Annotated in this window: 25 protein-coding genes; 11 read left to right on the top strand and 14 right to left on the bottom strand. The window is 68.9% G+C overall.

Features of this window, described 5'->3' with window-relative positions; translation table 11 throughout:
- Together AC5RV2_RS04850 and AC5RV2_RS04845 are read right to left on the bottom strand one after the other, a co-directional pair.
- A partial coding sequence (locus tag AC5RV2_RS04850) for an EsaB/YukD family protein (protein WP_494091427.1) occupies window positions 1-403 on the bottom strand: 403 nt, incomplete at its 3' end.
- A 2-nt stretch (window positions 404-405) separates the two neighbouring features.
- Complete coding sequence (locus AC5RV2_RS04845; RefSeq protein ID WP_494091426.1) at window positions 406-726, bottom strand: hypothetical protein; 321 nt, start codon at window positions 724-726, stop codon at window positions 406-408.
- Between the two features lie 261 nt (window positions 727-987).
- Between AC5RV2_RS04845 and AC5RV2_RS04840 the strand changes: the two genes are divergently transcribed.
- The 8 genes from AC5RV2_RS04840 to AC5RV2_RS04805 all read left to right on the top strand — a co-directional run bounded on the left by AC5RV2_RS04840 (window position 988) and on the right by AC5RV2_RS04805 (window position 9,826).
- Window positions 988-1,335 (top strand): hypothetical protein, encoded by a 348-nt coding sequence (locus AC5RV2_RS04840; RefSeq protein WP_493939538.1) that lies wholly within the window; start codon window positions 988-990, stop codon window positions 1,333-1,335.
- Between the two features lie 119 nt (window positions 1,336-1,454).
- Window positions 1,455-1,760 (top strand): hypothetical protein, encoded by a 306-nt coding sequence (locus AC5RV2_RS04835; protein ID WP_493979873.1) that lies wholly within the window; start codon window positions 1,455-1,457, stop codon window positions 1,758-1,760.
- A 48-nt stretch (window positions 1,761-1,808) separates the two neighbouring features.
- Complete coding sequence (locus tag AC5RV2_RS04830; RefSeq protein WP_494091425.1) at window positions 1,809-2,186, top strand: DUF6507 family protein; 378 nt, start codon at window positions 1,809-1,811, stop codon at window positions 2,184-2,186.
- Between the two features lie 59 nt (window positions 2,187-2,245).
- A complete protein-coding gene (locus tag AC5RV2_RS04825; protein WP_494091424.1) occupies window positions 2,246-5,497 on the top strand; it encodes a glycohydrolase toxin TNT-related protein in 3,252 nt (1,083 codons plus the stop codon).
- Between the two features lie 14 nt (window positions 5,498-5,511).
- A complete protein-coding gene (locus AC5RV2_RS04820) occupies window positions 5,512-6,039 on the top strand; it encodes a hypothetical protein (RefSeq protein ID WP_494091423.1) in 528 nt (175 codons plus the stop codon).
- Window positions 6,040-6,075: 36 nt separating this feature from the next.
- Entirely contained in the window at window positions 6,076-7,221 is a 1,146-nt protein-coding gene (locus AC5RV2_RS04815; RefSeq protein ID WP_494091422.1) for an SseB family protein, read from the top strand.
- 1 nt (window position 7,222) lies between these two features.
- Window positions 7,223-8,299 (top strand): hypothetical protein, encoded by a 1,077-nt coding sequence (locus AC5RV2_RS04810; RefSeq protein ID WP_494091421.1) that lies wholly within the window; start codon window positions 7,223-7,225, stop codon window positions 8,297-8,299.
- 99 nt (window positions 8,300-8,398) lie between these two features.
- Complete coding sequence (locus AC5RV2_RS04805; RefSeq protein WP_494091420.1) at window positions 8,399-9,826, top strand: FAD-dependent oxidoreductase; 1,428 nt, start codon at window positions 8,399-8,401, stop codon at window positions 9,824-9,826.
- A gap of 78 nt (window positions 9,827-9,904) precedes the next feature.
- Here AC5RV2_RS04805 and AC5RV2_RS04800 read toward each other — a convergent pair whose 3' ends face one another.
- Together AC5RV2_RS04800 and AC5RV2_RS04795 are read right to left on the bottom strand one after the other, a co-directional pair.
- Window positions 9,905-10,144: a hypothetical protein gene (locus AC5RV2_RS04800; protein ID WP_494091419.1), complete on the bottom strand. Its 240-nt coding sequence runs from the start codon at window positions 10,142-10,144 to the stop codon at window positions 9,905-9,907.
- A 273-nt stretch (window positions 10,145-10,417) separates the two neighbouring features.
- Window positions 10,418-11,053, bottom strand: coding sequence for a dihydrofolate reductase family protein (locus AC5RV2_RS04795; RefSeq protein WP_494091418.1), 636 nt, complete (start codon window positions 11,051-11,053; stop codon window positions 10,418-10,420).
- Window positions 11,054-11,438: 385 nt separating this feature from the next.
- Here AC5RV2_RS04795 and AC5RV2_RS04790 point away from each other — a divergent pair, with 385 nt between their 5' ends.
- Window positions 11,439-12,629, top strand: a complete 1,191-nt coding sequence (locus AC5RV2_RS04790) for an MFS transporter (protein WP_494091417.1) — start codon at window positions 11,439-11,441, stop codon at window positions 12,627-12,629.
- A gap of 111 nt (window positions 12,630-12,740) precedes the next feature.
- Here AC5RV2_RS04790 and AC5RV2_RS04785 read toward each other — a convergent pair whose 3' ends face one another.
- From AC5RV2_RS04785 to AC5RV2_RS04765, 5 genes are all read right to left on the bottom strand, one after another.
- Window positions 12,741-13,415 (bottom strand): LytR C-terminal domain-containing protein, encoded by a 675-nt coding sequence (locus tag AC5RV2_RS04785; RefSeq protein ID WP_494091416.1) that lies wholly within the window; start codon window positions 13,413-13,415, stop codon window positions 12,741-12,743.
- Window positions 13,408-13,707 carry a type II toxin-antitoxin system VapB family antitoxin gene (locus AC5RV2_RS04780; RefSeq protein WP_493977152.1) on the bottom strand — a complete coding sequence of 100 codons (300 nt, stop codon included), beginning with the start codon at window positions 13,705-13,707 and terminating at the stop codon, window positions 13,408-13,410. The genes AC5RV2_RS04785 and AC5RV2_RS04780 overlap by 8 nt, the downstream gene beginning before the upstream one ends.
- Window positions 13,708-13,849: 142 nt before the next feature.
- Window positions 13,850-15,373: a multicopper oxidase domain-containing protein gene (locus AC5RV2_RS04775; protein WP_494091415.1), complete on the bottom strand. Its 1,524-nt coding sequence runs from the start codon at window positions 15,371-15,373 to the stop codon at window positions 13,850-13,852.
- Window positions 15,370-16,608 (bottom strand): multicopper oxidase domain-containing protein, encoded by a 1,239-nt coding sequence (locus AC5RV2_RS04770; RefSeq protein WP_494091414.1) that lies wholly within the window; start codon window positions 16,606-16,608, stop codon window positions 15,370-15,372. Before AC5RV2_RS04770 ends, AC5RV2_RS04775 begins: the two co-directional genes overlap by 4 nt.
- 157 nt (window positions 16,609-16,765) lie before the next feature.
- On the bottom strand, window positions 16,766-17,803 hold the full coding sequence (locus AC5RV2_RS04765) for an LLM class flavin-dependent oxidoreductase (protein ID WP_494091413.1): 1,038 nt from the start codon (window positions 17,801-17,803) through the stop codon (window positions 16,766-16,768).
- Window positions 17,804-17,969: 166 nt separating this feature from the next.
- Here AC5RV2_RS04765 and AC5RV2_RS04760 point away from each other — a divergent pair, with 166 nt between their 5' ends.
- On the top strand, window positions 17,970-20,003 hold the full coding sequence (locus AC5RV2_RS04760; protein WP_494091412.1) for an acyl-CoA dehydrogenase family protein: 2,034 nt from the start codon (window positions 17,970-17,972) through the stop codon (window positions 20,001-20,003).
- Between the two features lie 12 nt (window positions 20,004-20,015).
- Here the strand turns inward: AC5RV2_RS04760 and AC5RV2_RS04755 are convergent, their stop codons facing one another.
- Together AC5RV2_RS04755 and AC5RV2_RS04750 are read right to left on the bottom strand one after the other, a co-directional pair.
- Window positions 20,016-20,900: a hypothetical protein gene (locus AC5RV2_RS04755; RefSeq protein ID WP_494091411.1), complete on the bottom strand. Its 885-nt coding sequence runs from the start codon at window positions 20,898-20,900 to the stop codon at window positions 20,016-20,018.
- A 93-nt stretch (window positions 20,901-20,993) separates the two neighbouring features.
- Window positions 20,994-22,025, bottom strand: coding sequence for a DMT family transporter (locus AC5RV2_RS04750; protein ID WP_494091410.1), 1,032 nt, complete (start codon window positions 22,023-22,025; stop codon window positions 20,994-20,996).
- 85 nt (window positions 22,026-22,110) lie between these two features.
- Between AC5RV2_RS04750 and AC5RV2_RS04745 the strand changes: the two genes are divergently transcribed.
- Window positions 22,111-22,884: a MerR family transcriptional regulator gene (locus tag AC5RV2_RS04745; RefSeq protein WP_494091409.1), complete on the top strand. Its 774-nt coding sequence runs from the start codon at window positions 22,111-22,113 to the stop codon at window positions 22,882-22,884.
- Window positions 22,885-22,896: 12 nt separating this feature from the next.
- Here AC5RV2_RS04745 and AC5RV2_RS04740 read toward each other — a convergent pair whose 3' ends face one another.
- The 3 genes from AC5RV2_RS04740 to AC5RV2_RS04730 form a co-directional block, all read right to left on the bottom strand.
- Window positions 22,897-23,655 (bottom strand): gamma-glutamyl-gamma-aminobutyrate hydrolase family protein, encoded by a 759-nt coding sequence (locus tag AC5RV2_RS04740; RefSeq protein ID WP_494091408.1) that lies wholly within the window; start codon window positions 23,653-23,655, stop codon window positions 22,897-22,899.
- A 4-nt stretch (window positions 23,656-23,659) separates the two neighbouring features.
- Window positions 23,660-24,784 (bottom strand): glutathione S-transferase family protein, encoded by a 1,125-nt coding sequence (locus tag AC5RV2_RS04735; RefSeq protein ID WP_494091407.1) that lies wholly within the window; start codon window positions 24,782-24,784, stop codon window positions 23,660-23,662.
- Between the two features lie 76 nt (window positions 24,785-24,860).
- Window positions 24,861-25,608: helix-turn-helix domain-containing protein (locus AC5RV2_RS04730; protein WP_494091406.1), on the bottom strand; the 748-nt coding region annotated here is incomplete at its 5' end.

The following is a 25,608-nucleotide window of genomic DNA, read 5'->3' as shown; positions in this document are numbered from 1 at the left end:
CGTCGAGCAGCAGGTGCACGCCCAGATACAGTCCGGCGGCGGCGAAGACGGCGCCCGTCCCGCGGCGGACCCGCTCGGTCCAGCGGCCGCCGATGTCCTCGGTCTGTTCCACCACGGCGTCGGTGATGTCGTACACCACCGGTGCGGGCGGGGCCTCGGAGACATTCACCAGCCGGAGCATGGCGCCGTCGGCGATGCCCGCGTCCGTCAGCGACGCGTCCTCGCGGACCGGATCGCCGGCGGGGGTGATCAGCGTTTTCACGGCGACGGCGGCGGCCGGCTGGTCGTCGAGCAGGTCCAAGACCTGCGGCAGCAGCAGGCCGACGGGCGTTTGCGACGGGAGCAGGACGTCCACATGGCGCTGCGGCCCGGCCACGGTGACGCGGGTAAAGGTTTCGGCCATGCTCAAGCGGCTCCTCGGTGGGGGACGGGCGGCAGGCGGGCGCCGTCGTCGTCCGCGGGATGGTCACCGAGGTGGAGGACGACGGCGGACTGCGTCCGCTGCTGCCGTTCCTGCCGCAGGTCTTCCAGCAGGTTGGTCACGAACGAATAGCCCACGCAGACGGCGGCGATGACCGCCGCCATGGCGATGCTGAAGAAGAAGGTGCGCACGCTGGACTTCCAGCGCCGCTGGAGCGGGTTCGCGCCGTACAGCAGTGCCGTGGTCAGCCGGGCACGCCGGACGGCCACTGACTCAATGAGCTGGTTGTCGTAATCGTGGGCCACGTCTCTCCTCCCGAGCGGTGCGTCGCCTACCGAGCTTATCGCTCCAAACGATGGATAAATTCCCGCGTGTCCCGCGCAGGATGGGGAGATGTACCCATTAAGTTCGATTGACGCGGTGCGGGCCAGCGCGTTCTATGGTAAAGGCGGGGAACCGCTCGAAGACAACCGGCCGGGCGGCAACCCGGCGCACCGCGGACGCAGCAGGCGTCCGCCGTCGGAAGCGGCAGCTACAGCCCCGTGACGGGGCACGGAGGTGGAGCAATGAGCGGCAACCAGTTCATCAAGATGGAAAAGAGCGCGTTTGTCGACGCCGGGAAGGCCAGCGCGGCGGCCGATACCGAACTCCAGGCGCTGATGAAGGAGCTTGAGGCAGTCCCCGAGCCGATGCGCGGCAACACCGCCGGCGACTTCTGGGAGAAGTTCAAGGGCATCATGGGCCGGGCCAACATGGTGGCGTCCGGGCTGCAGAAATCGCTGGTCTCCATTCAGCAGGGCCAGTCCGAGGTCAACACCACCATGCAGCTGGGCGAGCAGCAGCAGGCCGACGACGCCGATGCCACCGAGGGCAAGGCGGCCTGGGACGACGCCGTCTTCCGCAACCGCGGCTAGCTGCACCGGAAGCAGGCAGGCGGCACCGGCTCAGGGCATCAGGGCCCCCGCCCCTCACGCGGCACTGATTCACAGACGATCTTTTTCCGGCCGAGGCCGGGCATGAGGAAGGAAACATCATGGCAGACCAGAATTCATACGCCTTCTCCGACGGCGGGGCATCGCAGGCCCAGGACAACCTGGACCGGGTGAAGAAGAAGCTCAACGCGCTGGTGGAAACCCGCAAGAAGGATGCCGCGGACCTGCAGGCCAAGTTCCAGGCCACCGACATCGCAGAGCAGTACGACCGGGTGGAGCAGGCCTGGGCAGACGCCGGGTTCGCGTTCGCGGGCATCATGGCGGACGTGCACAAGCTGCTGGAGGACGCCAAGAGCACCGCCGGCAACACCATCAAGACGGCCGGCGCGAAGATCGCCAACATCTAGACCGGCAGCATCCAGTCCGCCAACGTCCGGCACGAAAGGCAATCAGCAGTGGCACTCGACGGCTGGGACATCGAACCCACCAAAGTCCAAACAATCGTCACCACCGCCAGCGGGCGGGCCGACAGCTTTGAGACGGATTTCCCGGCCTTGGGTACCGCCGTCAGCGACATCATCGCTGCCGCCAAGTCCGGCCCGGTGATGGACGCGCTCAACGGCTGGGCGGAGAAGACCGTCCAACCGGGCCTGAACAGTGTCGCCGGACGGCTGCAGACCACGTTCCAGGGCACCATGGACGCGGTGAATTCCTACGTCATGGGGGACGCGCAGATGGCCGGAGACGCCCAGAACCTGATCGGGACGCTGCCCGAGGAGGGAGACGCCTCGCGGCCGCACCGGCCGCACGGACCCACTCCGCTGGCGCTCTGATCGACCGGTCCCGCCACTTTCACGAACATCAAGTCTCACGCACCGAATAAGGGGAAGCAATGACGGCCTGGGATCCCTACGCCGAGGAATACCCGCAGCGGCCCGACGCGGAACTGCTGCGCACCCACGCCAAGGCGCTGGACGACAAGGCCGAAGACATTGACGACGCCGTCGAACTGATCGAGAGCGACTGGAGCGGGCTGGAAGCGGTCTACAAGTCGCCGGAGGCCCCGCAGGTCTACGTCGCGGTCAAACCGATCAGGACCACCACCGAGGACATCAAGTCCGACACCGCGGCCATCAAGTCGGCCATCGAGGCGTTCGCCGACTGGGCGGACACCTTCACCTCGCGCTACGACGCGCTGGTGGCCCGCTGGCACGGCGTGCGGGCGCGGATCGCCGACGAAGGCAGCGACTGGCGCAAGGACGAGGACCTGGTCAACGACGACAACCGGATCCTCAGGGACGCCAACGCGCTGGCGGCCGAGCACATGGCGGCCGAGCGCACCTGCGCCAACGCGATTGCCGCGCTCTACGGCGGCATCACGCTGGTCGAAACCACGCAGGACGGCCCCGGTACCGGCCAGCAGGCCTACGGCTACTCGGCAGAACAGCTTGATTCGGCGACCGGCGAGGGCCACATTCCCTGGGGCAAGCCGACGGAGTGGGACAAGCCGTGGTACGCGGACGTCTGGGCCGGCATGGTGTCCTTCGGCAAGGGCGTCTGGAGCGGGATCACCGGCACGGTGACCGGCCTGTGGAACATGGTCAACTTCACCGACGGCGAGACCTTCGCCGCCACCTGGAAGGGCATCGGCCAGATCGCCCTGAACGTGGCCATCGTCTCCAGTCCGATCTCCGCGGTTGTGGCCGAGTCCATCGGCGGCCCGGGCACGGTCAAAAAAGCAGGCGAGGAACTGCTGGCCGTCGGCAAGGCGGCCATCCACTGGGACGACTGGCAGCGCGACCCTGCCTACGCCGCCGGCGCGACGGCGTTCGATCTCTCCGCCATCCTCCTGACCGCCGGCGGCGGCGCCGTGGCCAAGGCCGGCGGCGTGGCCAACAAGGTCACCGCGGTCAGCCGGGCCGGCGGGGCAGCGGCGAAGGTGCTGGACTTCTCCGGCCTGTCCAAGACCGCGGGCCTGACCACCCGCGCCATCGACTTCTCCACCAACTTCAAGTTCACGGCCATCGATGTCACGACCAGCGGCTTCAAGACGGTCACCGGCACGGTCCGCCCCTACGTCAGCACCGCCGGCCACGCTTTCACCGACGGGCTGCGCAACGCCGCCTCGGGCCTGCGCGTCGGCGCGGACAACTTCACGACGTCGCTGCGCACCGGCACGGACAACCTGGCGAACGCGCTGGGCGGCCCGCGCCTGGCCACCGCGGGCGGCGGCTACACCACCGGGCACCGGTTCGATGTGGAGACGCCGGCCGGCCGGAACGCCAACACCAACGCCATCATGAACTTCGACGCGGACGGACCCAAACCGCCGTCGCGCACCGGCGGCTACACCGTGCCGGAACGTTCCGGCCCGCCGCAGTATGGCCAGCGGATCGAGACGCCGGAGGCCAACCCGGCGCCGGCACGCACTCCCGATGCGGAGGCGCCGGCACGTACTCCCGATGCGGAGGCGCCGGCACGTACTCCCGACGCGGAGGCGCCGGCACGTACTCCCGACGCGGAGGCGCCGGCACGTACTCCCGACGCGGAGGCGCCGGCACGTACTCCCGACGCCGGAGCGGATGCTCCCGCCTCCAGGGCCCCGGCCCCGGAACCCGATCCCGCCACCTCCAAGGCGGCCGCTGCGGCGGCCGGCGACGGCGTCAACGGCTATGACGTGAACGGACAGCGCGTCGACGACGGCTTCCGCCATCCGCAGGAACCGCAGCACGGCACCGCTGTGCCCGACGCGATCCAGAACCCGGAGGCACACGCCAGGTACGGCCAGCACCGGGCCGATGACCTTTACCAGGACGTCGAAATGCCGGACTGGGCGGACCTGCCCAAGGACCAGCACGGCCGCCTGGACATCAACAGCGACCTCGACGCCATCGTGGACCGCTCGCAGCCCGCCTATGGCACCGACGAGCTCGGGAACCCCTTGGAGCGAGCCGAGTACGCGAACCGGTACAGCGAGTTGGACGAATTCCGGCCGGACGAGTACCGGGCGGCCTATCCGGACAACGCCGGGGCGGTCGAGGGATCCATCCGGACGTACTCGTCCTACGACGAGCTGCAGGCAGACTTTGGAAATGTCCAGCTGGACCGGATCGGTCCCAACGGCGGAGCCTACCTCGCCATCGAGGGAACCCCGTGGCACATGCGCGGGCTGCCGGTCGATACCCTCGGCAAGGAGCTGCACCACTTCGAGCTTGACCGCCTGCCCGAGGGCGTCAAGATCGAGGTCTCCGAAATCGCCCCGGCCTTCGGGCGCCCGGGCGGCGGAACCCAGCTGCGGTTCCTCGACACCACCCAGGGGCCCGAAGCCAAAGCCCTCGGCGTCGACGAGCTGATCCGCAGGGAAGGCGTCCGCGAGACCGGACCGCGCCAGTTCGACCCGCCGTGGGCGCGCAACGCGGGCGATCCGGTGGACCTGCTGGCCAAGCACGACCTCGACTTGTCCGCACGGAAATCCGTCGTTGACGCGGTCGAAGAGCAGGGCATCACGCTGAAACCCACCATGGTCTACGAGGTGGATGGCCGCGGCAAGTTCTACACGAACTCCGCCGGCCACATCCAGCAGATCGAGGCTCCCAGCGGATCCAAGGGCAACTGGAATCCCGAACTGAACAACCCGCGGCCCAACGTCTGCTACCACATCGACGGCAACATCGTGGTCCACACCGACGGGTTCGGGCGCCCCACGGCACTGCACGCCCACGACCTTGAGTACTTCCCCAAAAACCAGGCCGACACCTGGCGGCATCCGGGCAACCAGACCCACGTTGGAGGGCACGGCGGCGGCGACTACGACGGCGGCCACCTCCTCGCAGCCATGTTCGGCGGACCGGGGGAGAAGATCAACCTGATTCCCCAGCTGAACATCCAAAACCGGAACCTCGGCCTGGGCGCCCTGACGCCCATCGAGCGGTTGCGGCTGACGGGGGCCGCCGACACCTGGTATGACACCGAGCTGTGGATCCGCGACCGGCTCCGCAATGTGCCTCCCGGGGGCAGCAAGCCCTCGGTCACCTGGGACGTCCGCCCGATCTACGATGCTGGTGGGGGAAACCGTGTTCCACATATGGTGGAACTCAAGGTAACGGTTAACGGCCAAACCCGGCGCTTCGACTTCGAAAACTAAGGAATGTACTTCCCGTGACATCACAGCTGCTCTCCGACGAGTTCTTGTCGGCCATGGCAACCGCGGCCTCTTCGCGGTTCCGGACCTATCAGGAGATCCGGCTGGAGTTCGAGATCTACGGTGCAACCGTCTCCTGGACGGAGATGGCACAGACGGCTGAAGGCGCATGGGTCAGCATTGACTTCTCCGAGGCCGTGCCGCTGGACCGCAGGGCGCTGAAGTCGGACAAAGCCGCCAGCTACACCAAGGGCAAGGGCACATGGTTCGCCGCCCGGCTGACCCTGGTCCCTGACGAAGAGCCGCGGTTCGAACGGTTCGACGCGGAGACGTTGGAACCTGCCCCGGGCGCCCTCCAGATGCCGGTACCTCCCGCTGCGGTCCAGGCCGAGCTGGCCCTGTTTCCGCGCGAACGGGAGCGGGTTCCCGGCTGGATGCGCGACATCCTCGAAAGCAACGGGTTGGACGTGCCGTATTTTGACCCGGCAACCGAAGAGCTGGTGCTTGGCAGTGAACGGGCTCCCTTCCAGGATCCCGCCCAGTAGCTCCCCCGCACCCTCCCGGAAGAAGGAACCCACCCCATGTCCGAACAGACGCCTGTGCTGCTCCGCCAACAGCAGTTGGCCGAGATACTCGCCGGCTGGATGCTGCAGGCGGTCAACTCCGAGCCCGGCTGGGACCGGATGGTGCTGGAGCTGAAACCATCCGCCGACGCCATGCTCATGCGCATCACCCAAGACCGCGGGGGCATGGCCGCGGCCAATGCCGGCGCCCTGCAGCCCGGCACCGCGCCCTTCGACGCCGCCGTCGAACTGCACAGCCTCAGCGCGGGGGAGAACGGAGAATCCTGGCGCTCGGCAGCCGTGAACCTCTCCGCACGGGACTGGCCGGAACCTAAATACTCCCTGGACACCTACTTCAATTTCGACCAGCCCGCACCCGATTTCGGTCTGGGAGAACCGGCCGACCAGTTGCCCGCATCAGAAGCGGAGCAGGAACAGGCCGGCCTGCGCGGGCTGGACAACCGCCTGGTCGCCGACGCCGTGGCGAAGTTCAGCGAGAATCCGGGGAAGGCGGCGGCAGTCAATGTGTTGCGTCACCTGATTGGCAGCGAAGTGTTGCTCGATGCCACCGACAACCCCGGGCGCCCAGGCATCAGCGTCGTCGAAGTCCACGGTTCGCCTGCCGTGCTCGCCTTCACGTCACAGGAGAAGCTGGCCGAATTCCGTGCCTCCACGGGCCGGCCGGGGGCACCGGTGTCCTGGGTCCAGCCCGGCGAGGACCTGTTGAGGTTCGTCGACGGCCACCGGGACATTGCCTACCTCTACATCAATCCCGCGGGCCCCGCCTGCGCCCTCGGTCGTCCGGAGATCGGCTTCGCGGCCGGGAGCCTGGCCAATGTCGGCCTCAAGCGGGCCGTGGCGGGCCAAGGCGGCACCGACGGCGTCGCGGAAGAGCTCAAGCGGCCCGGCGCCGTCGTTCTGGCGGTTGACCGTTCGGGCGAGGGTGGCTCCGACGGGGGTCCGATCCTGCTCAAGGGCCAGGACGGCGGGCCGATTCTTCCCGTGTTCTCGTCCGGGCCGGAAGTTGCCGCTTTCCGGCCGGCGGCGCAATTCAGGGAAGTGCCGGCAACTTGGGCCATCGACATGCTGCGCCAGAGGCCCGAACTGTCGATGGTGGTGGACCCCGCCGGCCCGGAAGCGCTGCTCCGCGCCTCGGACTTCTGACATGGCCGCCCACCTGGGGCAGCTGGACGAAGCCCTGCTGACGACGGCAGCAGAGTGGTTCGGGGGCCGCAGTTCCCTGGCGGACGGCGCCTGGACCGTGCGGAACGACTACGGCATCCGGATGTCCGTAGCGGCCGAGGCCGACGGCTTCGTCTTCCGGGACGTCATCGCGCCTTACTGGCCCGGGAGGCCGGAATACGTCCGCACCACGGACCCGGGGGCCCTGCTGCGCTGCCTGTTGTTCCGGGCGGCGTTCTGGCAGCGCAAACGCCGCGGCCTGCGTTTTCTGGCCCTCTCCGACCAGGGGATGGACGACTCCGGCGGCTGGACGTTTCGCAGCAAGCCGCACAAGTCGCCTGCCGTGCTCGAACATACGGGACCCGGCGGCACCGTCACCGCCGGCTTTCCGGTGGCACGGGATGCGCGGATCTTCACCCGGTACGCGGCACTTCCGCTGGAGTCCCTCGTGGTGTCACTCCTCGCGGCGGACGGTGCCCCGCTGTTCGGACCGGGCAGGCCGGGCCACGTTCTCCAAGGGCTGCCGGGCCGGCTGGCGGAACTGCCGCCCGAACGGATGGACAAGGCCGCACAGTACGCCGCCATAGCCGAACCGCTGATCCGTGACGATCAGTGGGCGTTCATGAACGCGGCCGGAGAGCGCACGACCGTCAGCGCGACCGCCGGCGGGTACATTCTGGACTTTGAAATGCCGCAGGACAATGCGGACCGGAAGAGGTCCTACGTGCGCACCGAGGACCCTGACATCCTCACGCGTTGCCTGTTGTTCCTCAGCGGCCGGGCGAACCGGTTCCTGGAGGCAGCGGACGCCGGGGACGGTTTCCTGCCCTACACCGACCGATACGGTTGCCGGGTCGAGGACCCCGACCAGGCCTACCCCGTCACCCTCGCCGGCACCAGCGAGCGGGGGGAGTTCCGGGCCTTCTTCCCGGCCGGCACCGGGGCGCGCCACCTGACCTATTACTCCGGGGCGCCCATCGATGAGCTGCTGGCATCGATCGAGTCGGACGACGGGTCGCCGCTGTTCGGCCCGGACCGGCTGGGAGCCGGGAGCCAGTGAGATACGCGGCACACTGTTAGGAGGGAAACCGGCGGGCATTTAGAATAGGAAACTGTGCGCTTATTGCGCAGGAGGATTCCCGAAGAAGAAGGACTGCCCGTGTCTAACTCTGCCGAGGCCATCACCCAGCGTCCCCTGAGGGTGGCTATCGTCGGCGCCGGACCAGCCGGCGTTTACGCCGCTGACATCCTCACCAAGGCGGAGCGGGATTTCGAGGTCAGCATCGACCTCTTCGACCGCTACCCCGCGCCCTACGGCCTGATCCGCTACGGCGTGGCCCCCGACCACCCTCGGATCAAGGGCATCGTCAACGCCCTGCACAAGGTGCTGGACCGCGGCGACATCCGCTTCCTGGGCAACGTCGACTACGGCCGGGACCTGACGCTGAGCGACTTCCGGCACTTCTACGACGCGGTGATCTTCGCGACGGGCGCCATCCAGGATGCCGAGCTGGACATCCCCGGCGTTGAGCTCGAAGGATCCTTCGGCGCCGCCGACTTCGTGTCCTGGTACGACGGCCATCCGGATGTGCCCCGCGACTGGCCGCTGGAGGCCAAGGAAATCGCGGTCATCGGCAACGGCAACGTGGCCCTGGACGTGGCACGCATGCTCTCCAAGCACGCCGACGACCTGCTCAGCACCGAGATCCCGGAGAACGTCTACCGCGGCCTGAAGAACTCGCCCGTCACCGATGTGCACGTCTTCGGCCGGCGCGGTCCGGCGCAGGTGAAGTTCACCCCGCTGGAGCTGCGAGAGCTTTCGCATTCGCGCGACGTGGACATCGTGCTCTACCCGGAGGACTTCGACTTCGACGAGGGCTCCGACGAGGCGATCCGCTCCAACAACCAGACCAAGACGATGGTCAACACCCTGACCAACTGGCTGGTGGAAGAACAGGACACCGGCGCTTCCCGCCGCCTGCACCTGCACTTCCTGCACACGCCGGTGGAGATCGTGGAAGGCAGCGGCGACGGCGCCGGGCACGTGGCGGCGATCAGGTTCGAGCGCAACGAGCTGGACGGCACCGGCAACGTCCGCGGTACCGGCGAAATCGTCGAATACCCGGTCCAGGCCGTCTACCGGGCCATCGGCTACTTCGGCTCCGAGCTGCCCGAGGTCGGCTACGATGCCCGCCGCGGCGTCATCCCCAACGAGGGCGGGCGCGTGCTGGACGAAGACGGCAACCCGGTGCCGGGCATCTATGCCACCGGCTGGATCAAGCGCGGGCCGGTGGGCCTGATCGGCCACACCAAGGGCGACGCGCTGGAGACCATCGGCTTCCTGCTCGAGGACCGGCTGGACCTGCCCGCCGCCTCCAATCCCGCCGAGGACGCCATCATCAAGCTGCTCGAGGAGCGAGGCGTCGCCTACACCACATGGGAAGGCTGGCTGAAGCTGGATGCCCATGAGCGTGAGCTCGGGGCCTCCTTCGTCCCCGAAAACAACGACGGCGATGCTCCCGCCGTCGAGCGCGAGCGCGTCAAGGTGGTCCCGCGCGAAGAAATGGTGAAAATTTCGCAGCACTGACCCGCGGAACCAGGTACCCCGACTCAGCGCGCGGGGAGCTCGCCCGACCCGCTGCCGCGGCGCCGCACCGGCGCGCGGCTAGCGCTTGAGGTAGAAGCGCAGGACGTCGCCGCCGGGAAGCTCCACGCGGACCCTGTCGTCGCCGGGGGTGCTGAGGCGGGCTTCGGGATAGGTGGAGCGCAGGCTGCTGAGCAGCGCCTGGTACGGATCCGGGAGCGAAGCATCCGGTCCGGGCGGGCTTCCCGGTTCCGGGCGGTGGAGCCAGGTCCGGAAGCGGCCGCCGCAGCGCTGCAGCAGGGACTGTACTGGTGCCACCATCGCCATCCTCGCCCGCTTCACTGCCGGCGGCTGGCCGGTCCAATTCCGCGTTTCTGCCCTTTCACCCAGTATGGGAGCCGGCGGCCCTTTATCTGCGAGGCGTTCCGGCATGCCTGGAACGAGCGCAGCCCGCTGACCGTACTGCCGCAGTCGAAGACCGACGACGGCGCGGTGTGCGGCCCGGACGGCTGCAACTGACCTGACCGACCGGAACCGGCGGGCCGCTTCTCGGAGCGGCCCGCCGGTTTTCTTGTGTCCTGCGCCTTTTGTGTCCTACGACCCGGGCTGGCCGGGCGGGTTGTCGAGCACGGTGGGGACGTACTCGAGCAGCTGGAGCCGCCCGTCGAAGGTCCGGCTCTCCACCATCTCGAGCGAGACGTCCGGGTAGCCGTCGTAAATCCGCTCCCGGCCGGTGCGGCCCGTGATGACCGGGAAGACGACCAACCGGAACCGGTCCACGAGGCCCGCGGTCAGCAGCGACCGGCACAGGCTGAGGCTGCCGAGGGTGCTGAACTGCCCGGTCCCGGTGCGTTTCATCTCCGCCACGGCGGCGACGGCGTCCCCGGTGACCAGTTCCGAGTTCGGCCAGGTCAGCGGCGCCTGGAGCGTGGAGGAGAAGACGACCTTGGGCACGGCGGCGAGGCCGGTCAGGCTGGCGCCCTCATCCTCAGAGAATTCCGCGGACCCGGCCGCGGCCTGCTCGGACATGCCGGACATCAGGCGGTAGGTGTTCGCGCCGAGGAGGAAGGTGTAGTCCTTCTCCCCCTCCTGCTCGAGCCAGGCCAGATACTCCGGGCCCTCCAGCCCCCACCAGCCGGGCCAGCCCACGGCCGAGGCATAGCCGTCCAGCGAGATGATCAGGTCCACCATCAGGTTCGCCGATCGCGCCTGCCCAACTGCCTCGCCCATCGCCTGCTCCTCGCTCTGCTCGGCGCTTGGCCGACATGCTACTCCCGAAGCGCCAGGTTGTTGAAGGTGCGCCCGGCGCCGATGCCGGAGTTTCCCGTGTCCAAGCTCATATACCTGCCACCGGCGTGAAACCAGGACCCGCAGTAGAGTGAAAAGGCTTGGCACCTCGTCGCCGAGGATTCTGCCACGGACCCTCTTTAACCGCCTGACGGCACACTGCCGCCCCGCGAAGGTCCGCTTCCCTTAACTGTGGCGACCGCCGCCCCCTTGGGCGACCGCGGCGAAGCACCCTGGCTGCACACCGCGGTTTCATCGGCGTGTGCAGGTGCATGTACTGACTGGCTGGCCGAGGCTTCGGCCCGATTGAGAGAGGACTGATAGCGGGATGGATCAGCAACCGACGAGGCTCTGGACCAAGAACTTTATTCTGGCCATCGTCGTCAACCTGTTCATCTCCCTGGTCTTCTACATGCTGATGACCACCATGGCGCTCTACGCCGTGGACCGCTTCCAGGCCTCCGACACCGCCGCCGGCTTCACGTCCAGCGCGTTCGTGCTCGGTTCGGTCATCGCACGGATCTTCGCCGGCCGGTTGCTCGACGTCGTGGGCCGCCGAAAGATGATCCTGGCGACCATGGTCGTGTTCGTGGCCGCCTCGCTGCTCTACATTCCCACCGGTTCACTGGCCTGGCTGCTGGTGCTCCGCATCGTGCATGGCATGGCCTTCGGCGCGGGCACCACCGCGGTGGCTGCCTCGGCCCAGACCCTCATCCCCCACACCCGGCGCGGCGAGGGAACCGGGTACTTTGGCCTGTCCACCACGCTCTCGACGGCGGTGGGCCCGTTCGTGGGCGTGCTGCTGGCGGGGCTGGGCAACTACGACGCGATGTTCTACTTCTGCGCCGCCGCCTCCGTGGTTGCGCTGGTGGTGGCCCTGTTCCTGCGGGTGCCGGAACTGCCGGCCCCGAAGCGGTCCGGCCGGTTCAGGATGAGCCTGAGCGATATCTTCGAGACGGCGGCCCTGCCCATCTCCTGCATCATCCTGCTGGCGGGGGCCTCCTACTCCGGCATCCTGATCTTCCTGACCTCCTACGCGGAGTCGCGGGGCTCCACCTCGGCGGCCAGCGTCTTCTTCCTGGTCTACGCCGGGGCGGTGCTGGTCTCCCGCCTGTTCGCCGGCCGGATTCAGGACCGCCGCGGCGACAACAGCGTCATGTACCCCACCCTGATCTCCTTCGTGCTGGGGTTGGCGCTGCTGATCCCGGACCCCACCCTCCTGACCATCATCGGCTCGGCGATCTTCAGCGGCATCGGCTTCGGCACCGTCATGTCCGGCGCGCAGGCGATTGCGGTGAAGGTTTCCCCGGCCATGCGGATCGGCACGGCCACCTCCACCTTCTTCCTGGCGCTCGATGTCGGTTCCGGGCTCGGCCCGATCCTCCTCGGCACGCTGGTCCCGGTTCTCGACTACCCGGGCATGTACGCCCTGCTGGCCGCGGTGATGGTGCTGACGACCCTGCTCTACTTCTTCGTGCACGGCCGCCGGAAGGGTGCCGCCGGCGCCGCCGGCGCCTAGGGCGGCGTCCCGGTGGTGCGGCGGGCGGTGACGCGGGCGGCACGGCGGGAGGTGGTGTCGCCGACGGTGCGGTACGCGACTTGGCCAGGCACCGACGTCGTGCTGGAAGCGCTACTCCTGCTCCGCTTCGGTAGGCGTGGGCGACAGCCGCGGGCAGCTGAGCGTCCCCGGCGTCTGGTCCACCCGGTTGGCCGGCACGAGTTCCTTATAGCCGGCGCCGACCACCACGTCCACGCTGTCGTCGCCGCGGTCGTCCGCGACGTATTCCGAGTCAGGAATATTCCGCTGCAAGTTGAAGGCGTTGGCTTCACCGGCCTTGCCTGACACGACGACGGCGCTCATCCCGTAGACGCTCAAGGTCTTGTTGCCGACGGAGCCGATGTCGTAACCGCGGTCGGACAGCGCCGCGGCCACCTTGCTGCCCAGGCCCTCCAGTTGCGTGCCGTTATAGACGTTGAGCCGGAACGAACCGTTGTCCGGATAGTCGTAAGTGCCGGCCGGGCAGGTGACCGCTTCCGGCGGCGGCGGCGGACCCCAGCCGGGAACCTTCAGATCGCCGCGGGCGACGGCCAGGGCCGCGAGCACCGCGGCGATGACCAGGCCGACCAGCAGCACCAACACCACCCCGTGCAGGATCCGCCGGTGGTAAATGTGCGGCTTCTCCACATTGCCGTCGTCGACGAAGACGCGGTCCAGATCCTCTTCGGTGATGACGCGCTGGCCCTGCCAGCTCAGTATCTGCTTGGGCTTGCGTCGGGGTGGCGGCGGTACGCTGGGTTCAGTCATCGACCACCAGGACCCGGGCATGCAGCACGGCCCTCTGGTGGAGCGCCGTGCGGACCGCGCGGTGCAGTCCGTCTTCCAGATAAAGGTTTCCCTGCCACTGCACCACGTGCGGGAACAGGTCCCCGAAGAACGTGGAGTCCTCGGCCAGCAGGGCATCGAGGTTAAGCGTCGATTTGGTGGTGATCAGCTCGTCCAGGCGCACTTGGCGCGGCGGCACCTCGGCCCAATCCTTGGGGCTGACGTGGCCATGTTCGGGGTAGGGGCGGCTGTCGCCCACGGCTTTGAAGATCACGAACCCAGCCTAAGGAAGTCGGCCCGCGAAGGAAACGTGCGCCCCAGCGTGCCGCAGACCCGTAGCCAAAAGGTTACGGTCCGTTTGCTGCACGTCTTGGGGTACGCATGCCTCGCACTGTCAGGCCGCTGCCTCCCGCCTGTCAGGCCGCGGTGATCGGCACTTCGCGGACGCCGACGGTCTCGCCGGTGATCCAGTCTTCCCACTCGACCCGCAGCCGGTACTCCCCGCGCTCCGGCGGATGCAGCATCACGTCGTACCGCTCGGCCGCACCGAAGGCCAGCACATCGGTCATGAGCGGGTATCCGGCCTCCCGGCAGGTCGGCGAAGGCGCTCCCGGCACGGAGGTGTCACGGAACGGCCGGCCGTCGTGGGCGATCAGCTCGGCCATCCGCACCGGATCCCCGTCCACGGTCGTGAAGTACATGCGGTTGGGCAGGTAGTTGGCGTTCAAAATGCGCAGCAGCGTTGGCTTCTTCTCGCCCCCGGCCACATTGGCCCGCAGCGCCGACAGACTCCACACCCGGTTGTCGCCGGAGCGCCGCCGAACCAGCTCGCCGCCCATCAGGTAGAAGTGCCGGGGCTCGTACCGGTTCAGCCCCACGTCCTCCCCGGACAGCCCGGCCGCGTGATGCATGTCGTGCCAGCGCGGATCCACCGAGTACGCAATCACCATGGACTCGGTGTCGACGTCGTACTCCGGCCCGTCCACGAACGCCCGCCGCGCTCCCGGCGCCACCGGATAGTCGGGGTGCACCACCGGATCCACGATCACCGGGCCGAACATCCCCATCTGCGCGTGCAGCACGGTGTTGACGTGGCAGTGGTAGAAGTAGGTTCCGGCCGCGCCGTAGTTCGGATCTCCCGGCCGACCCGGCTCCGGCGCCCACTGGTACGTGTACGTGCCGCCGATCTCGAACGAGGTGTGGCCCACGCCGTCGTTCCGGGGGTCGGGTTCCAGCCCGTGCCAATGGATGGTGTGCGGCCCCATCGACGGATGCACGGTGGCGTGGAAGATCTGCCCCTCCAACGGCCGGATCAACGGGCCGGGAAAGCCGCGGCCGGATTCCCGCGAGTCAAAGCTCCACATCTCGAACTGCGCGCCGTCGTCGAAGCGCAGGTGCCGGTTGAAGACCTCCAGGTAGACAGACGAGTGCGGCGTCTGCCGGAACTCCGTGACCGGGCGGTCCAGATCCAACTGGTCTGAGCTGAAATCCACCTGGCTCCGGAATCTGTGCCGCGGGCGGTCGTCGTCGCTGGTCGGACTCGGGCTCGGCGTCGGCTCCGCGGCGGGCTCGGTCGGTTCCCCGGTGGGGGACGACGTCGGTGCCTCCGAGGGCACGCTCGTGGGCGTCGGCGTCGGCGCGGCGGTGGGATTGTCGGTAGGAGAGGCGGTCGGTTCAGCCGTGGGCGCCGCCGTCGCGGTGGGCTTGGGCGTCGCCGAGGGCTTCGGCGTCGCCGTGGGCTTCGGGGTTGCGGTGGGCTTGGTCCCGCCCCCGCCCTGGCGGTCGTGGTCGTCCTTCTTCTTGCCCTTTTTTCGGTCCTCCTCGCGCCGACGGGCAGCCTCGTCCCGCTTCCGCTCGGCCTCGGCCTGCTTGCGTTGCTCTTCGGCCCGCAGCGCGGCCTTGCGGCTGTCCGAGCGCAGGGGCACTCTCGGGTTGCTCATCGTCCCTCCCCGGGAAGCGGTGCCTTCAGGTTCCAGTGGGCCACCAGCCCGCCCGGATACAGCCCGCCGGCGGCAGTCTGCGAGGGCTCGGCGTGGCAGTGCATCGGGTACTCCCAGTCGGTGGTCCGGGCGTACCAGACCGGGTCCAGGGCATCCGGCGGCCGCTTGACCGGGATGATGCAGTCCTTCCGGTCCATCGGCTGCAGCTCCACCACGTCCTCCCACTGCTGCAGCACCACGTGGCCCTGCTTGTCCACGTATCCGTCGCGCCGCGGCCAGTGGTAGTTGTTCCGCCGCACGGTCCACAGGTGGTTCCCGTGGAAGTGGATCTGGTGGTAAACGATGCCGGGGTTGATCAGCCGCACCAGCTGGCCGCCGCGGAGGGTGCCGGCGGTGGTGCCCTCGCCGAACTGGCGCACGTCGAGCTGCCGCGGATACCCGGAGACCAGGGTCTCCTCGTCGCTGGCCAGGTTGAGCGCCTCGTTCCGGGTCATCGCCAGCGACTCGTAGCCGCTGCGCCCGTTGAGCGTGAAGTAGCGCGGCACGGCCTTGGTCCGCCGCGGGTCAACGGTGCCGCCGGCGGCCTCGATGGCGGCCCAGTTCGACTCCACCGCGTGGCAGATCCACACCCACTGCCGTTCGAAGCTGGCCCTGCCGGGCGTGATGTCCCACTGGTGCACCGGGTCCATCACCACCAGCGCGCCGAACAGCCCGAGGGTCCGCTCGACCGGCGCGTTGGTCGGATCGCTGTAGATGTACGTGCCGGCCGGCGGGCACGGCAGCTCCAGCAGCGCGCTCCCGCCCGGCGCAATCGGACCGGTGCGGGCATCCGCGTGGCCCGGTCCGACGTCGTGCAGGACAAACTCGTGGTCCTTGGCCAGCCGGTTGTGCACCCGGAAGCGTAGCGTCGATCCCACCTCGGCGATGATGGTGCGCGCGGGGAAGAAGCTGGCCCAGTAGTTGCGGCGGATGAAGTACTGCCCGGGGTTCGCCGGATCGGGGCCATACGGCTGCGGGGTGCCGCGCGGCGGCAGCGCCGCCCCCAGCGGATAGCTCCGCGACTCCACCAGGCGCCCGTCGGCGGTAAACACCTTGGGCGTCACGGCCAGGCTCGGCGAGGCGTCCCGCAGGCCGGTGGGCCGGTCGCCGAAACCACGGTGGTAGACCAACGAGTCGTCCACCATCTTCAGGTAGCCCTCGTTGATGTACAGGTCCAGCACGCCGGGGACGGGCACGACGGCGGAGGGCCGGGTTCCGGTGGCGACGGACTGGGCGGGGCTCCTCGGCGCAGGCGCCGTCGCCTGCGCCGACGCGGTCCTGCGGCACGCGGAGTCCGCCGAGCACGGCGCCTGACCCCAGCCGCGCGGGCCCGGGCCCGTTAGCCAGGGCGCGCTAGGGCTGCTTGGCCGGATGCGTCTCCCGCTGGATGACCGGCATGATCTCGGTGGCCAGGAGTTCGATGGACCGGGCGGTGTCCGCGAACGGCAGCCCGCCGAGGCCCACCTGGGCCATGTAGCGGTCGTGGCCGAACAGCTGGTACTGCTCCATGATCTTGTCGATCACTTCCTGCGGGCTCCCGGCGAGCAGGCCGCCGCCCGGTCCGGCCCACGCTTCGAAGGTCTCGCGGGGGAAGTGCCCGGCCGGCCGCGGCATGTTCTGCTCGAAGTATGCGCGATAGTACGGGTAGAACGTGTCGCGCGCCTGCTGCGAGGTCGGAGCCACGAAAAAGTGGCCGCCCGTTCCCACCGGCAGCGCGGCCGGATCGTGCCCGTGCGCCGCGGCGGATTCGCGGTAGTACTCAATGTGCCGGACGAAGTGCTGCGGACCGGAAAGCAGCGCCAGGTACAGCGGCAGCCCCAGGCGTCCGGCCCGCTCGAAGGAAGAAGGCGTGCCGCCCACGCCCACCCAGACCGGAAGCCTCTCCTGCAGCGGCCGCGGCGACACGTCCATGCCCCGGATGCTGTGATGGTAGGTGCCGTCCCAGGTCAGGTTTTCCTGTCCGCGGGCGGCCAGCAGCAACTGAAGCTTCTCTTCGAACAGTCCGTCATAGTCGGCCGTGTCGTATCCGAACAGCGGGTAGGACTCGGTGAAGGCGCCGCGGCCGGCAATGATCTCGGCGCGTCCGCCGGAGAGCAGATCCAGCGTGGCGAACTGCTCGAACAGGCGCACCGGGTCCTGGGTGGACAGCACGGTCACGGCCGTGGCCAGGCGCAGGTTGGTGGTCTCGCGGGCGATGGCAGCCAGGACGATTTCCGGCGCCGAAATGGCGAAGTCCTTGCGGTGGTGCTCGCCCAGCCCCAGGAACGAGATGCCCGCCTGGTCCGCGATCTTGGCCAGCTGGACCAGTTCCTCCAGTCGCCGGCGCGGCGACAGCGCCTCCCCGCCCGGGCCGCGCGTCAATTCGCCGAAGGTAAAAATGCCGAAGTCCATGGTGCTCCCGGGGTAGCGCGTGCAATAACTAATTAGTTGAAGCTTCAGCTATTCGCAGTTATTCCCGTTCCTGACGTTCGCCCCTCGGCAAATGGGCTACCGGGCAGTAACATGAGGGGACAGCACAGGGCCTGGAGCCCGCAGGCCCGCGTCGAAGGGGACTGCCATGAGCGCCGAGACCGACCAGACAACTGCCGCCCGCACCGCCGGTGCCGGAGCGAAGGCCGGGAACGCCGCCACGGCGCCCGACGCGGGACCGCTGCCGGCCGAAGCAGGGACAGCCGGCGCGGCCGAGAGCGGGGAGCGGGAGGCGAGGGAACTCGCCGAGGCAGCCCGCGAAACCGAATGGAACCGGCCGAGTTTCGCCAAGGGCCTGTACATGGGCCGCTTCGACCTGGACCTGATCCATCCACATCCGCTGCCGACTCCGTCCGAGCGCGAGGCCGGCGAAGCGTTCCTGGCGACGCTGGCGGAGTTCGCCCGGAGCATGGACGGGGCGCGGATCGAGCGCGACGCGAAAATCCCCGACGAGTACCTGGCCGGCCTGGCCGGGGTCGGCGCGTTCGGCATCAAGATCCCGGTCGAATACGGCGGCCTCGGACTGTCGTTGCTGTACTACGGCCGCGCCCTGATGCTGCTGGGCTCCGTGCACCCCTCGCTCGGCGCGCTGCTCTCGGCCCACCAGTCCATCGGCGTGCCCGAGCCGGTGAAAGTCTTCGGCAGCGAGGAGCAAAAGCGCGAATACCTGCCCCGCTGCGCGGCCGGCGCCGTGACGGCGTTCCTGCTGACTGAGCCCGACGTCGGCTCCGACCCCGCCCGGCTGGGCACCACCGCGACCCTCACCGAGGACGGCGACGCGTACCTGCTCAACGGCAGCAAGCTGTGGACCACGAACGGCGTGATCGCGGAACTGGTAGTGGTGATGGCCAAGGTGCCTGAGCATGACGGCCAGCGCGGCGGCATCTCCGCCTTTGTGGTGGAAGCGGATTCACCCGGCATCACGGTGGAAAACCGCAACGCCTTCATGGGCCTGAGGGGCATCGAAAACGGCGTGACCCGGTTCGACAACGTCCGCGTCCCCGCAGCCAACCGCCTGGGCCGTGAAGGCCAGGGCCTGAAGATCGCCCTGACCACGCTGAATACCGGGCGCCTGTCCATTCCCGCGCTCTGCGCCGCGAACGGCAAGTGGTCCCTGAAGATCGCCCGCGAATGGTCCAATGCGCGGGTGCAGTGGGGCAGACCCGTGGGCAAGCACGAGGCGGTCGGCAAGAAGATCGCCTTCATCGCCGCGGGCTCCTTCGCCCTCGACGCGGTCTTTGAGCTGTCCGCCGGACTCGCGGATGCCGGCATGAAGGACATCCGGATTGAAGCGGCGCTGGCCAAGCTGTGGTCCAGCGAAACCGCCTTCAGGATTGCCGACGAACTGGTCCAGATCCGCGGTGGCCGGGGCTACGAGACCGCCGAGTCACTGGCTGCCCGCGGCGAGCGCGCCGTTCCGGCGGAACAAGCGTTCCGCGACATGCGGATCAACCGGATCTTCGAAGGCTCTACCGAAATCATGCACCTGTTGATTGCCCGCGAGGCCGTCGACGCCCACCTGGCCGCGGCCGGAGACCTGGCCTCGCCCGACGCCGACGCCCGGGCCAAGGCGAAGGCCGCCCTGGGCGCCAGCGGCTTCTACGCCAGATGGCTTCCCCAGCTGCTCGCCGGCCGCGGCATGAACCCGCGGTCCTACAGCGATCTCGGCCTGCTGGCCCGGCACCTGCGGTTCATCGAACGGTCCTCCCGCCGGCTGGCCCGGCAGACCTTCCTCGGGATGGGCCGGTGGCAGGCCGGGTTGGAGAAGCGGCAGGCCTTTTTGGGCAGGATCGTGGATATCGGTGCCGAACTCTTTGCCATGGCCGCCTGCTGCAGCCACGCCGAAATGCTGCGCAGCCGGGACGCCGCCCAGGGCCGATCGGCCTACCAGCTGGCCGACGCCTTCTGCCTGCAGGCCCGGCAACGGATCGGCCACCTCTTCGACGACCTCTGGCGCAATTCGGACGCCAGCGACGGCAGGCTGGCCGCGCACGTGCTGGCCGGCGACTACACCTGGCTGGAAGCCGGCGTGCTGGACCCGTCCGAGGGCACCGGACCGTGGATTTCCGAGCGTCCGGACGGCGTCTCCGCCAAGGAAAACCTGCACCGCTCCTACCGCTGATTCCCGCCGGGCTTAGAGCAACGGCCACACCCGGCGCTCCCTGTCGAAAACGTCCCAGGCCCGCGGCACCAGGCCCAGCGACACCTCGCACATCCGCCGCAGCTGCCGCATGCTCCCCGGCCGGAACTCCTCGGTCCCGGAGTCGCTGAACGGATCCGGGTACCGAACCCCCTGGGCGGATGCCCACTGAAGCCCGTGCGAATGCCCGCTGCAGAACTGCCAGACATACATTAACGACGGCGGCAGATCCCCCTCCCGCAGGTCCTTCAGGATGGAGGTTTGCGTACGGTTCTTGGTGGCGTAGCCCCAGGAACCGTCGGCCTTGCGGGCGAAAATCGGCGGCAGCTGCAGCGACTCGGCGGCCTCGTTGACCGCGCGCCGGAGGCCGTCGAAGTAGTCCATGGCCCGGGCATGCCGGTCCGGCCGCAGGTCACCCAGATACGCATCCCAGAACGACGCGGCATTGAAGACGTCGCGGGCAATGAGAACCAGGCCGCGCCGCGCCCGCTCCGTGCCTCCCTCGGGCTGGAGTGCCCACAGCACCGTGGAGGTGCATTCGATGACCGTCCGCACCAGCGAGTACGGCGAGTGCGTGTGCACCCGATACGACGTTGTTCCTTGCTCCCCCGGTTCCTCGAACAGCAGCCGGCGCAGCGCCAGCACATTGTCCGTCGCGGCGGCCAAGGACTGGCCCAGCAGGCTGCTCACGCTGTGGACCGCGGCGAATCGATCGTCCAGCAGCGCCAGCGCGGACCCCGGCTCGACGGCGGCCCCGTCCCGCAACAGCCATGGCTCAAGGTCCTGCAGCATCTGCAGGACGGCCAGGGCCGCGCGGCTCTCCGGATCCGCTCCGAAAACCGAGCCCACCGGGCCGCAGGAGGCACCGCCGTCGTCCATGGGGCCATGGTAGCGCCGCCCACCGCCAGGCTGCCCGCGGCGCCCGACCTTCCTAACCGGCGCGGCCGGAACGGCCCGCGGCGCCTGAGCTTCCTAGCGAACGCGGCCGGAACGGGCAGCAATCAGCAGCCCGGCGCCCGTCAGCGCGATGCCCACCAGCGTCTGCGGGCCGACCGCGCTTCCCGCGGACGCCCAGAACAGATCCAACACCAGCGCACCCACGAGCTGTCCGCCGATCACCGTCAGGGTGGTCAGCAGCACGCCGGTGCTGGCCACCGCGACGGTGGCGGCGGCCAGGATCAGGGTTCCGAGCGGCCCGCCCAGGTACAACCACCAGTCGCCGGTGATCAGGTCGGCCCGCCCGGTCATCATCGCCTGGGCGGCCCAGACCGCCAGCAACGCGGCCGTCCCGACCCCGAAGTTCAGCAGCGTGGAAATCACCGGGCTGCCGTGTGCCGCGCCGACCTGGCCGAGGACGCCTTGCTGCACGCTCTGCAGCAACCCGGCCGCCAGAGGGATCAGCATGAACAGTGCGAGCAGCCCCGCTGTCCTGGACGATCCGAGGTGGGCGCTGGCGGCAATGAGCGAGGCCAGGAAAGCCAGCGCCGCGCCGGCGAACCTGGCACCGCTGACCGGGATTTTCCGTCCGGCCCCGATTCCCCACCGATCCATCAGGAGGCCGGAAGCCATTTGGCCGGACACAATGGCAATGGTGAACAGCGACAACCCGATCGGTCCGACGGTGGCCGCCTGAGCGAACACGTAGAAGGCGCCGACCAGCCCGGCCCCCAGGTACCAGCGCGGATAGGCCCGCCGCCGCAGGAGCCGGGGAACGGCACGCAACTTGCCCCGCACCGACGGGTGCACCAGCGCGAAGAGCAGAACGGCCGCCAGCCCGGTACCGAAACTCACCAGGGCCGCTCCCACTTGGTCCCCCAGCTCGATGCCCAACTGGCTGTTAAGGCGGCTCTGCATGGCCAGTCCGACCCCTGCCAACAACGCCAGGAACATCGCCAGCGGCACGGACATCCGGATGCCTTGGCGGTGCGCCACGCTCTGCCCGCCGGTCGGGGAGACACCGCCGCCGGGGCCTCGGGGAGAATCTGCGGGCCGGTCGGTGTGCACGTGCCGATGTTATCCCGGACGGCCGGGGATCCGCCGCACCGGCCCACTTGACCTTGCCGCTGCGTTAACCTCCATAGTGGTTGTCATGGGAACAGCACCGCAGGTTGAACGGGGTGAATACTCGATCCAGGAGGTCGCCAAGGCGGCGGGAACAACCAGCAGGACCCTCCGGCATTACCAGGACATTGGCCTGCTTGCGCCGAGCCGCATCGGCCACAACGGCTACCGCTATTACGACGACGGAGCCCTCCTGCGGTTGCAGCGCATTTTGCTGCTGCGGGAACTCGGGTTGGGGCTGCCGGAGATCGGCAAGGTGTTCGAGGGCACCCGGGACGCGTCGGCGGCCCTGCGGGGCCACCTGGAACTTCTCCTGCAGGAGCGCGATCGGCTGGAGCGGCAGATCGCCTCCGTCAAGACCACCATCGACAAGACGGAAAGGGGCGAGGATCTCGTGGCCAGTGAGATGTTCGACGGATTCGACCACACGCAGTACAAGCAGGAGGTCGAAGAGCGCTGGGGCAAGGACGCGTATGCCAAGGGCGACAAGTGGTGGCACGGGATGTCCGACGCGGAGCGGAAGGCCTGGACCGAACGGTCCCGCCAGCTGACGGCCGACTGGGTCGCGGCCGGCCAGGCCGGGGTCGCCGCCGACAGCGAGGAAGCTCAGGCCTTGGCGCAGCGCCAGTTCGACTGGCTTTCCACCGCCAACGGCGGCCAGCAGGTGTCCTACGGTTACTTCACCGGCCTGGGCGAGATGTACGTGGCCGACCCTCGGTTCGGCGCCAACTACGGCGGCGAGGCCGGCGCATCGTTCGTGCGGGATGCCATGAAGTCCTACGCCGAGAGGCATTTGGCTTAGTGCCGGCCTCTGTCAGCCCAGGCCTGCGGTCGTCTTCCGGCACGCCTCGACGAAGGGTCTGAGCAGCGCCTGGAACTGCCCTTCGGGCGACCCGGGTTCTTCGGGGTGCCACTGGACCGCCAGCAGCCAGCCTTCATCGGGGCGGGCGAGTTCCACGGCTTCCACCACGCCGTCGGCCGCGGTGGCCACGACGCGGAGCCGGTCACCCAACCGGCGCACGGCCTGGTGATGGCCGGACTGGACCGCGACTTCGCCGGTGCCGAGCGCCGCCGCCAGCAGGCTGTCGGGGGCAATCCGCACCGGATGGCTGGCCATGGGCGGCTGCGGCCGATGGATCTTGTGGATCGACTCCGGGCCCAGATCCTCAAAGAGGGTGCCGGCGAAGGCGACGTTGATCAGCTGGAGACCACGGCAGATGCCGAGGACCGGCCGGCCGTTGGCAATAGCCCCCTTGACCAGGTCGATCTCGGTCTCGTCGGCGGCCGTGTCCACGCCGTGGACGGTTTTTTCGTCGGTGTCGCCCCCGTAGCGGGCCGGGTCAACGTCCCCGCCGCCCAGGATGACCACGCCGTCATAGTCGAGCGCGCTGAAGACGTGGCCCGACGCGGAATTCACGACGACGGGATCCGCGCCGGCGGCTTCCAGGCCTGCGGCCGCGTGCCGGGCCAGAGAGGCCAGGACGTCAGAGAACCAGGCGGGATGCGACGCGGCGTCCCGGGCATAGCTGACGGCAATGCGGGGACGGCCGTCGTCATCCACCCCGCGGGACATGCTGCTACGCGGGGTAGAGCGGGTTGTGGCCGGCGGTGACACGTTCGGATTCGCGCACCGGACCCGGTGCGGTGCCGTCCCCGAAGGGGCTGCCGCCGAGGGCCTCGCGGCCGTGATCGGTCAGCCAGCCGGAGAAGTCGGGGCCCTGCGGGACGATCCGGGTGGGATTGATGTCCTCGTGCACGATGTAATAGTGCTGCTTGATCTGCACGAAGTCGGTGGTGTCGCCGAAGCCCGGGGTCTGGAAGAGGTCACGGGCGTAGCCCCACAGCGCGGGCATCTCGGTCAGCTTGTTCCGGTTGCACTTGAAGTGGCCGTGGTAGACGGCGTCGAAGCGGGCCAGCGTGGTGAAGAGGCGGACATCGGCTTCGGTGATGGTGTCGCCCATCAGGTAGCGCCGGCTGGTGAGGCGCTCCTCGAGCCAATCCATGGCGGCCCAGAGCCGGTCGTAGGCGGCGTTGTAGGCTTCCTGCGAACCGGCGAAACCGCAGCGGTAGACGCCATTGTTGACCTCGGTGTAGATGCGCTTGATGACCGGCTGCATTTCGTCGAGCTTGTCCGCGGGCAGCAGGTCCGGGGCGCCGTCGCGGTGGAATTCCTTCCACTCGGTGGAGAAGTCCAGTGTCATCTGCGGGTAGTCATTAGTGACGACGGCGCCGCTCGCCTCGTCCACGATGGCCGGCACGGTGATGCCGCGGGGGTAGTCCGGGAAGCGCTTGAAGTAGTTCTCCTGCAGGCGCTCGTTGCCCAAAACCGGGTCCCGGCCGCCGGGGTCCAGGTCAAAGGTCCAGGAACGGGCATCGTGGGTGGGGCCGGGCAGGCCGAGCGAAATGGCGTCCTCGAGCCCGAGCAGGCGACGGACGATGATGGCGCGGTTGGCCCAGGGGCAGGCGCGGGCGGCGACCAGGCGGTAGCGGCCGGTCTCCACCGGCCAGGCTTTGGCGCCGTCGCCGAGGCCGCCGTTCGGGTTGCCGATGGTGCCGCCGGTCGGCCCGTCCGAGGCACGCACGGCATCGGGATCGGCCACGATCCGGTCCTCGATGTAGTTCGTGTCCCGGTCGAATTCTTCGCCGCTGTGGACGTAGGCGCCCTTGGTGCTGAACTCCGCCGTGTCGCTGCTCTGGCTCATGCCTCCACCATATCGGCCGGTCGGCCACCGCTGGCAAGGGTTCGCTGCCGGCCTAGCCTGCGCCGGGCCGGCCGGGTCAGCCGCGCATCCGGTGCAGCAACAGGGCCACGTGCAGCGACGTCCGCGACTCGGCGTCCTCAAGCGGGACGCCGAGCTGCTCCTGCAGGCGCGCCAGCCTCGCATAAAGCGTGGGGCGGCTGAGGTAACCGTCGCGCGCGAGCCGGGCCTTGTTGCCACCGGCCTCCAAATACCGCTGCAGCAGGTCCAGGGCGTCGCGGTCGTGGGCGACGGCGGCGAGTTCGGCGTCGGCGAAGGCGGCCACGCGCGGATCGTCGCGCAGCAGGGAGAGCACGCCGCGCAACCGCACGTCCGAAGAACGGTAGAACCGTTTGCCGGTGCCGAGCCCGGCAGCGGCTTCGGCCACATGTGCCGCTTCGTCCATCCCCGCAGCAGCGGCCAGCAGCTCCGGCCGGCCGCGGCCAACCCCCACGGTCCAGTCGGGGCTGGTCTGCTCGGCCAACTGGCCACACAGCCGTTCCAGCACGGGGTCTTCCAGCTGCCTGGCCGGCACCGAGACCAGCAGCCCGATGGAGCCGGCCTGCAGGCTCGCTGCCAGCACCGACACCCGGGCGGCCGCGGCCACACTGTTCAGCAGGTCCAGCAGCGCCCGCTCCCGGCGCTGCAGTTCGATCGGTTCCTCGGCGGCAGGCCGCGCCAACTGGAACACCACCGGCAGGTAGACCGGAGCGGACGCCAGCCCCAGGGCCGCAGCCCTGGCCAGGGCCTCGGCCTCTTCCAGCGCGCCGGGCCGGCGGAGTTCGTAG

Source organism: Arthrobacter sp. Y3225116 (assembly GCF_059091245.1).
Note: the sequence above shows the minus strand (reverse complement) of the source record. Positions and strands in the feature narration are given on the sequence as shown.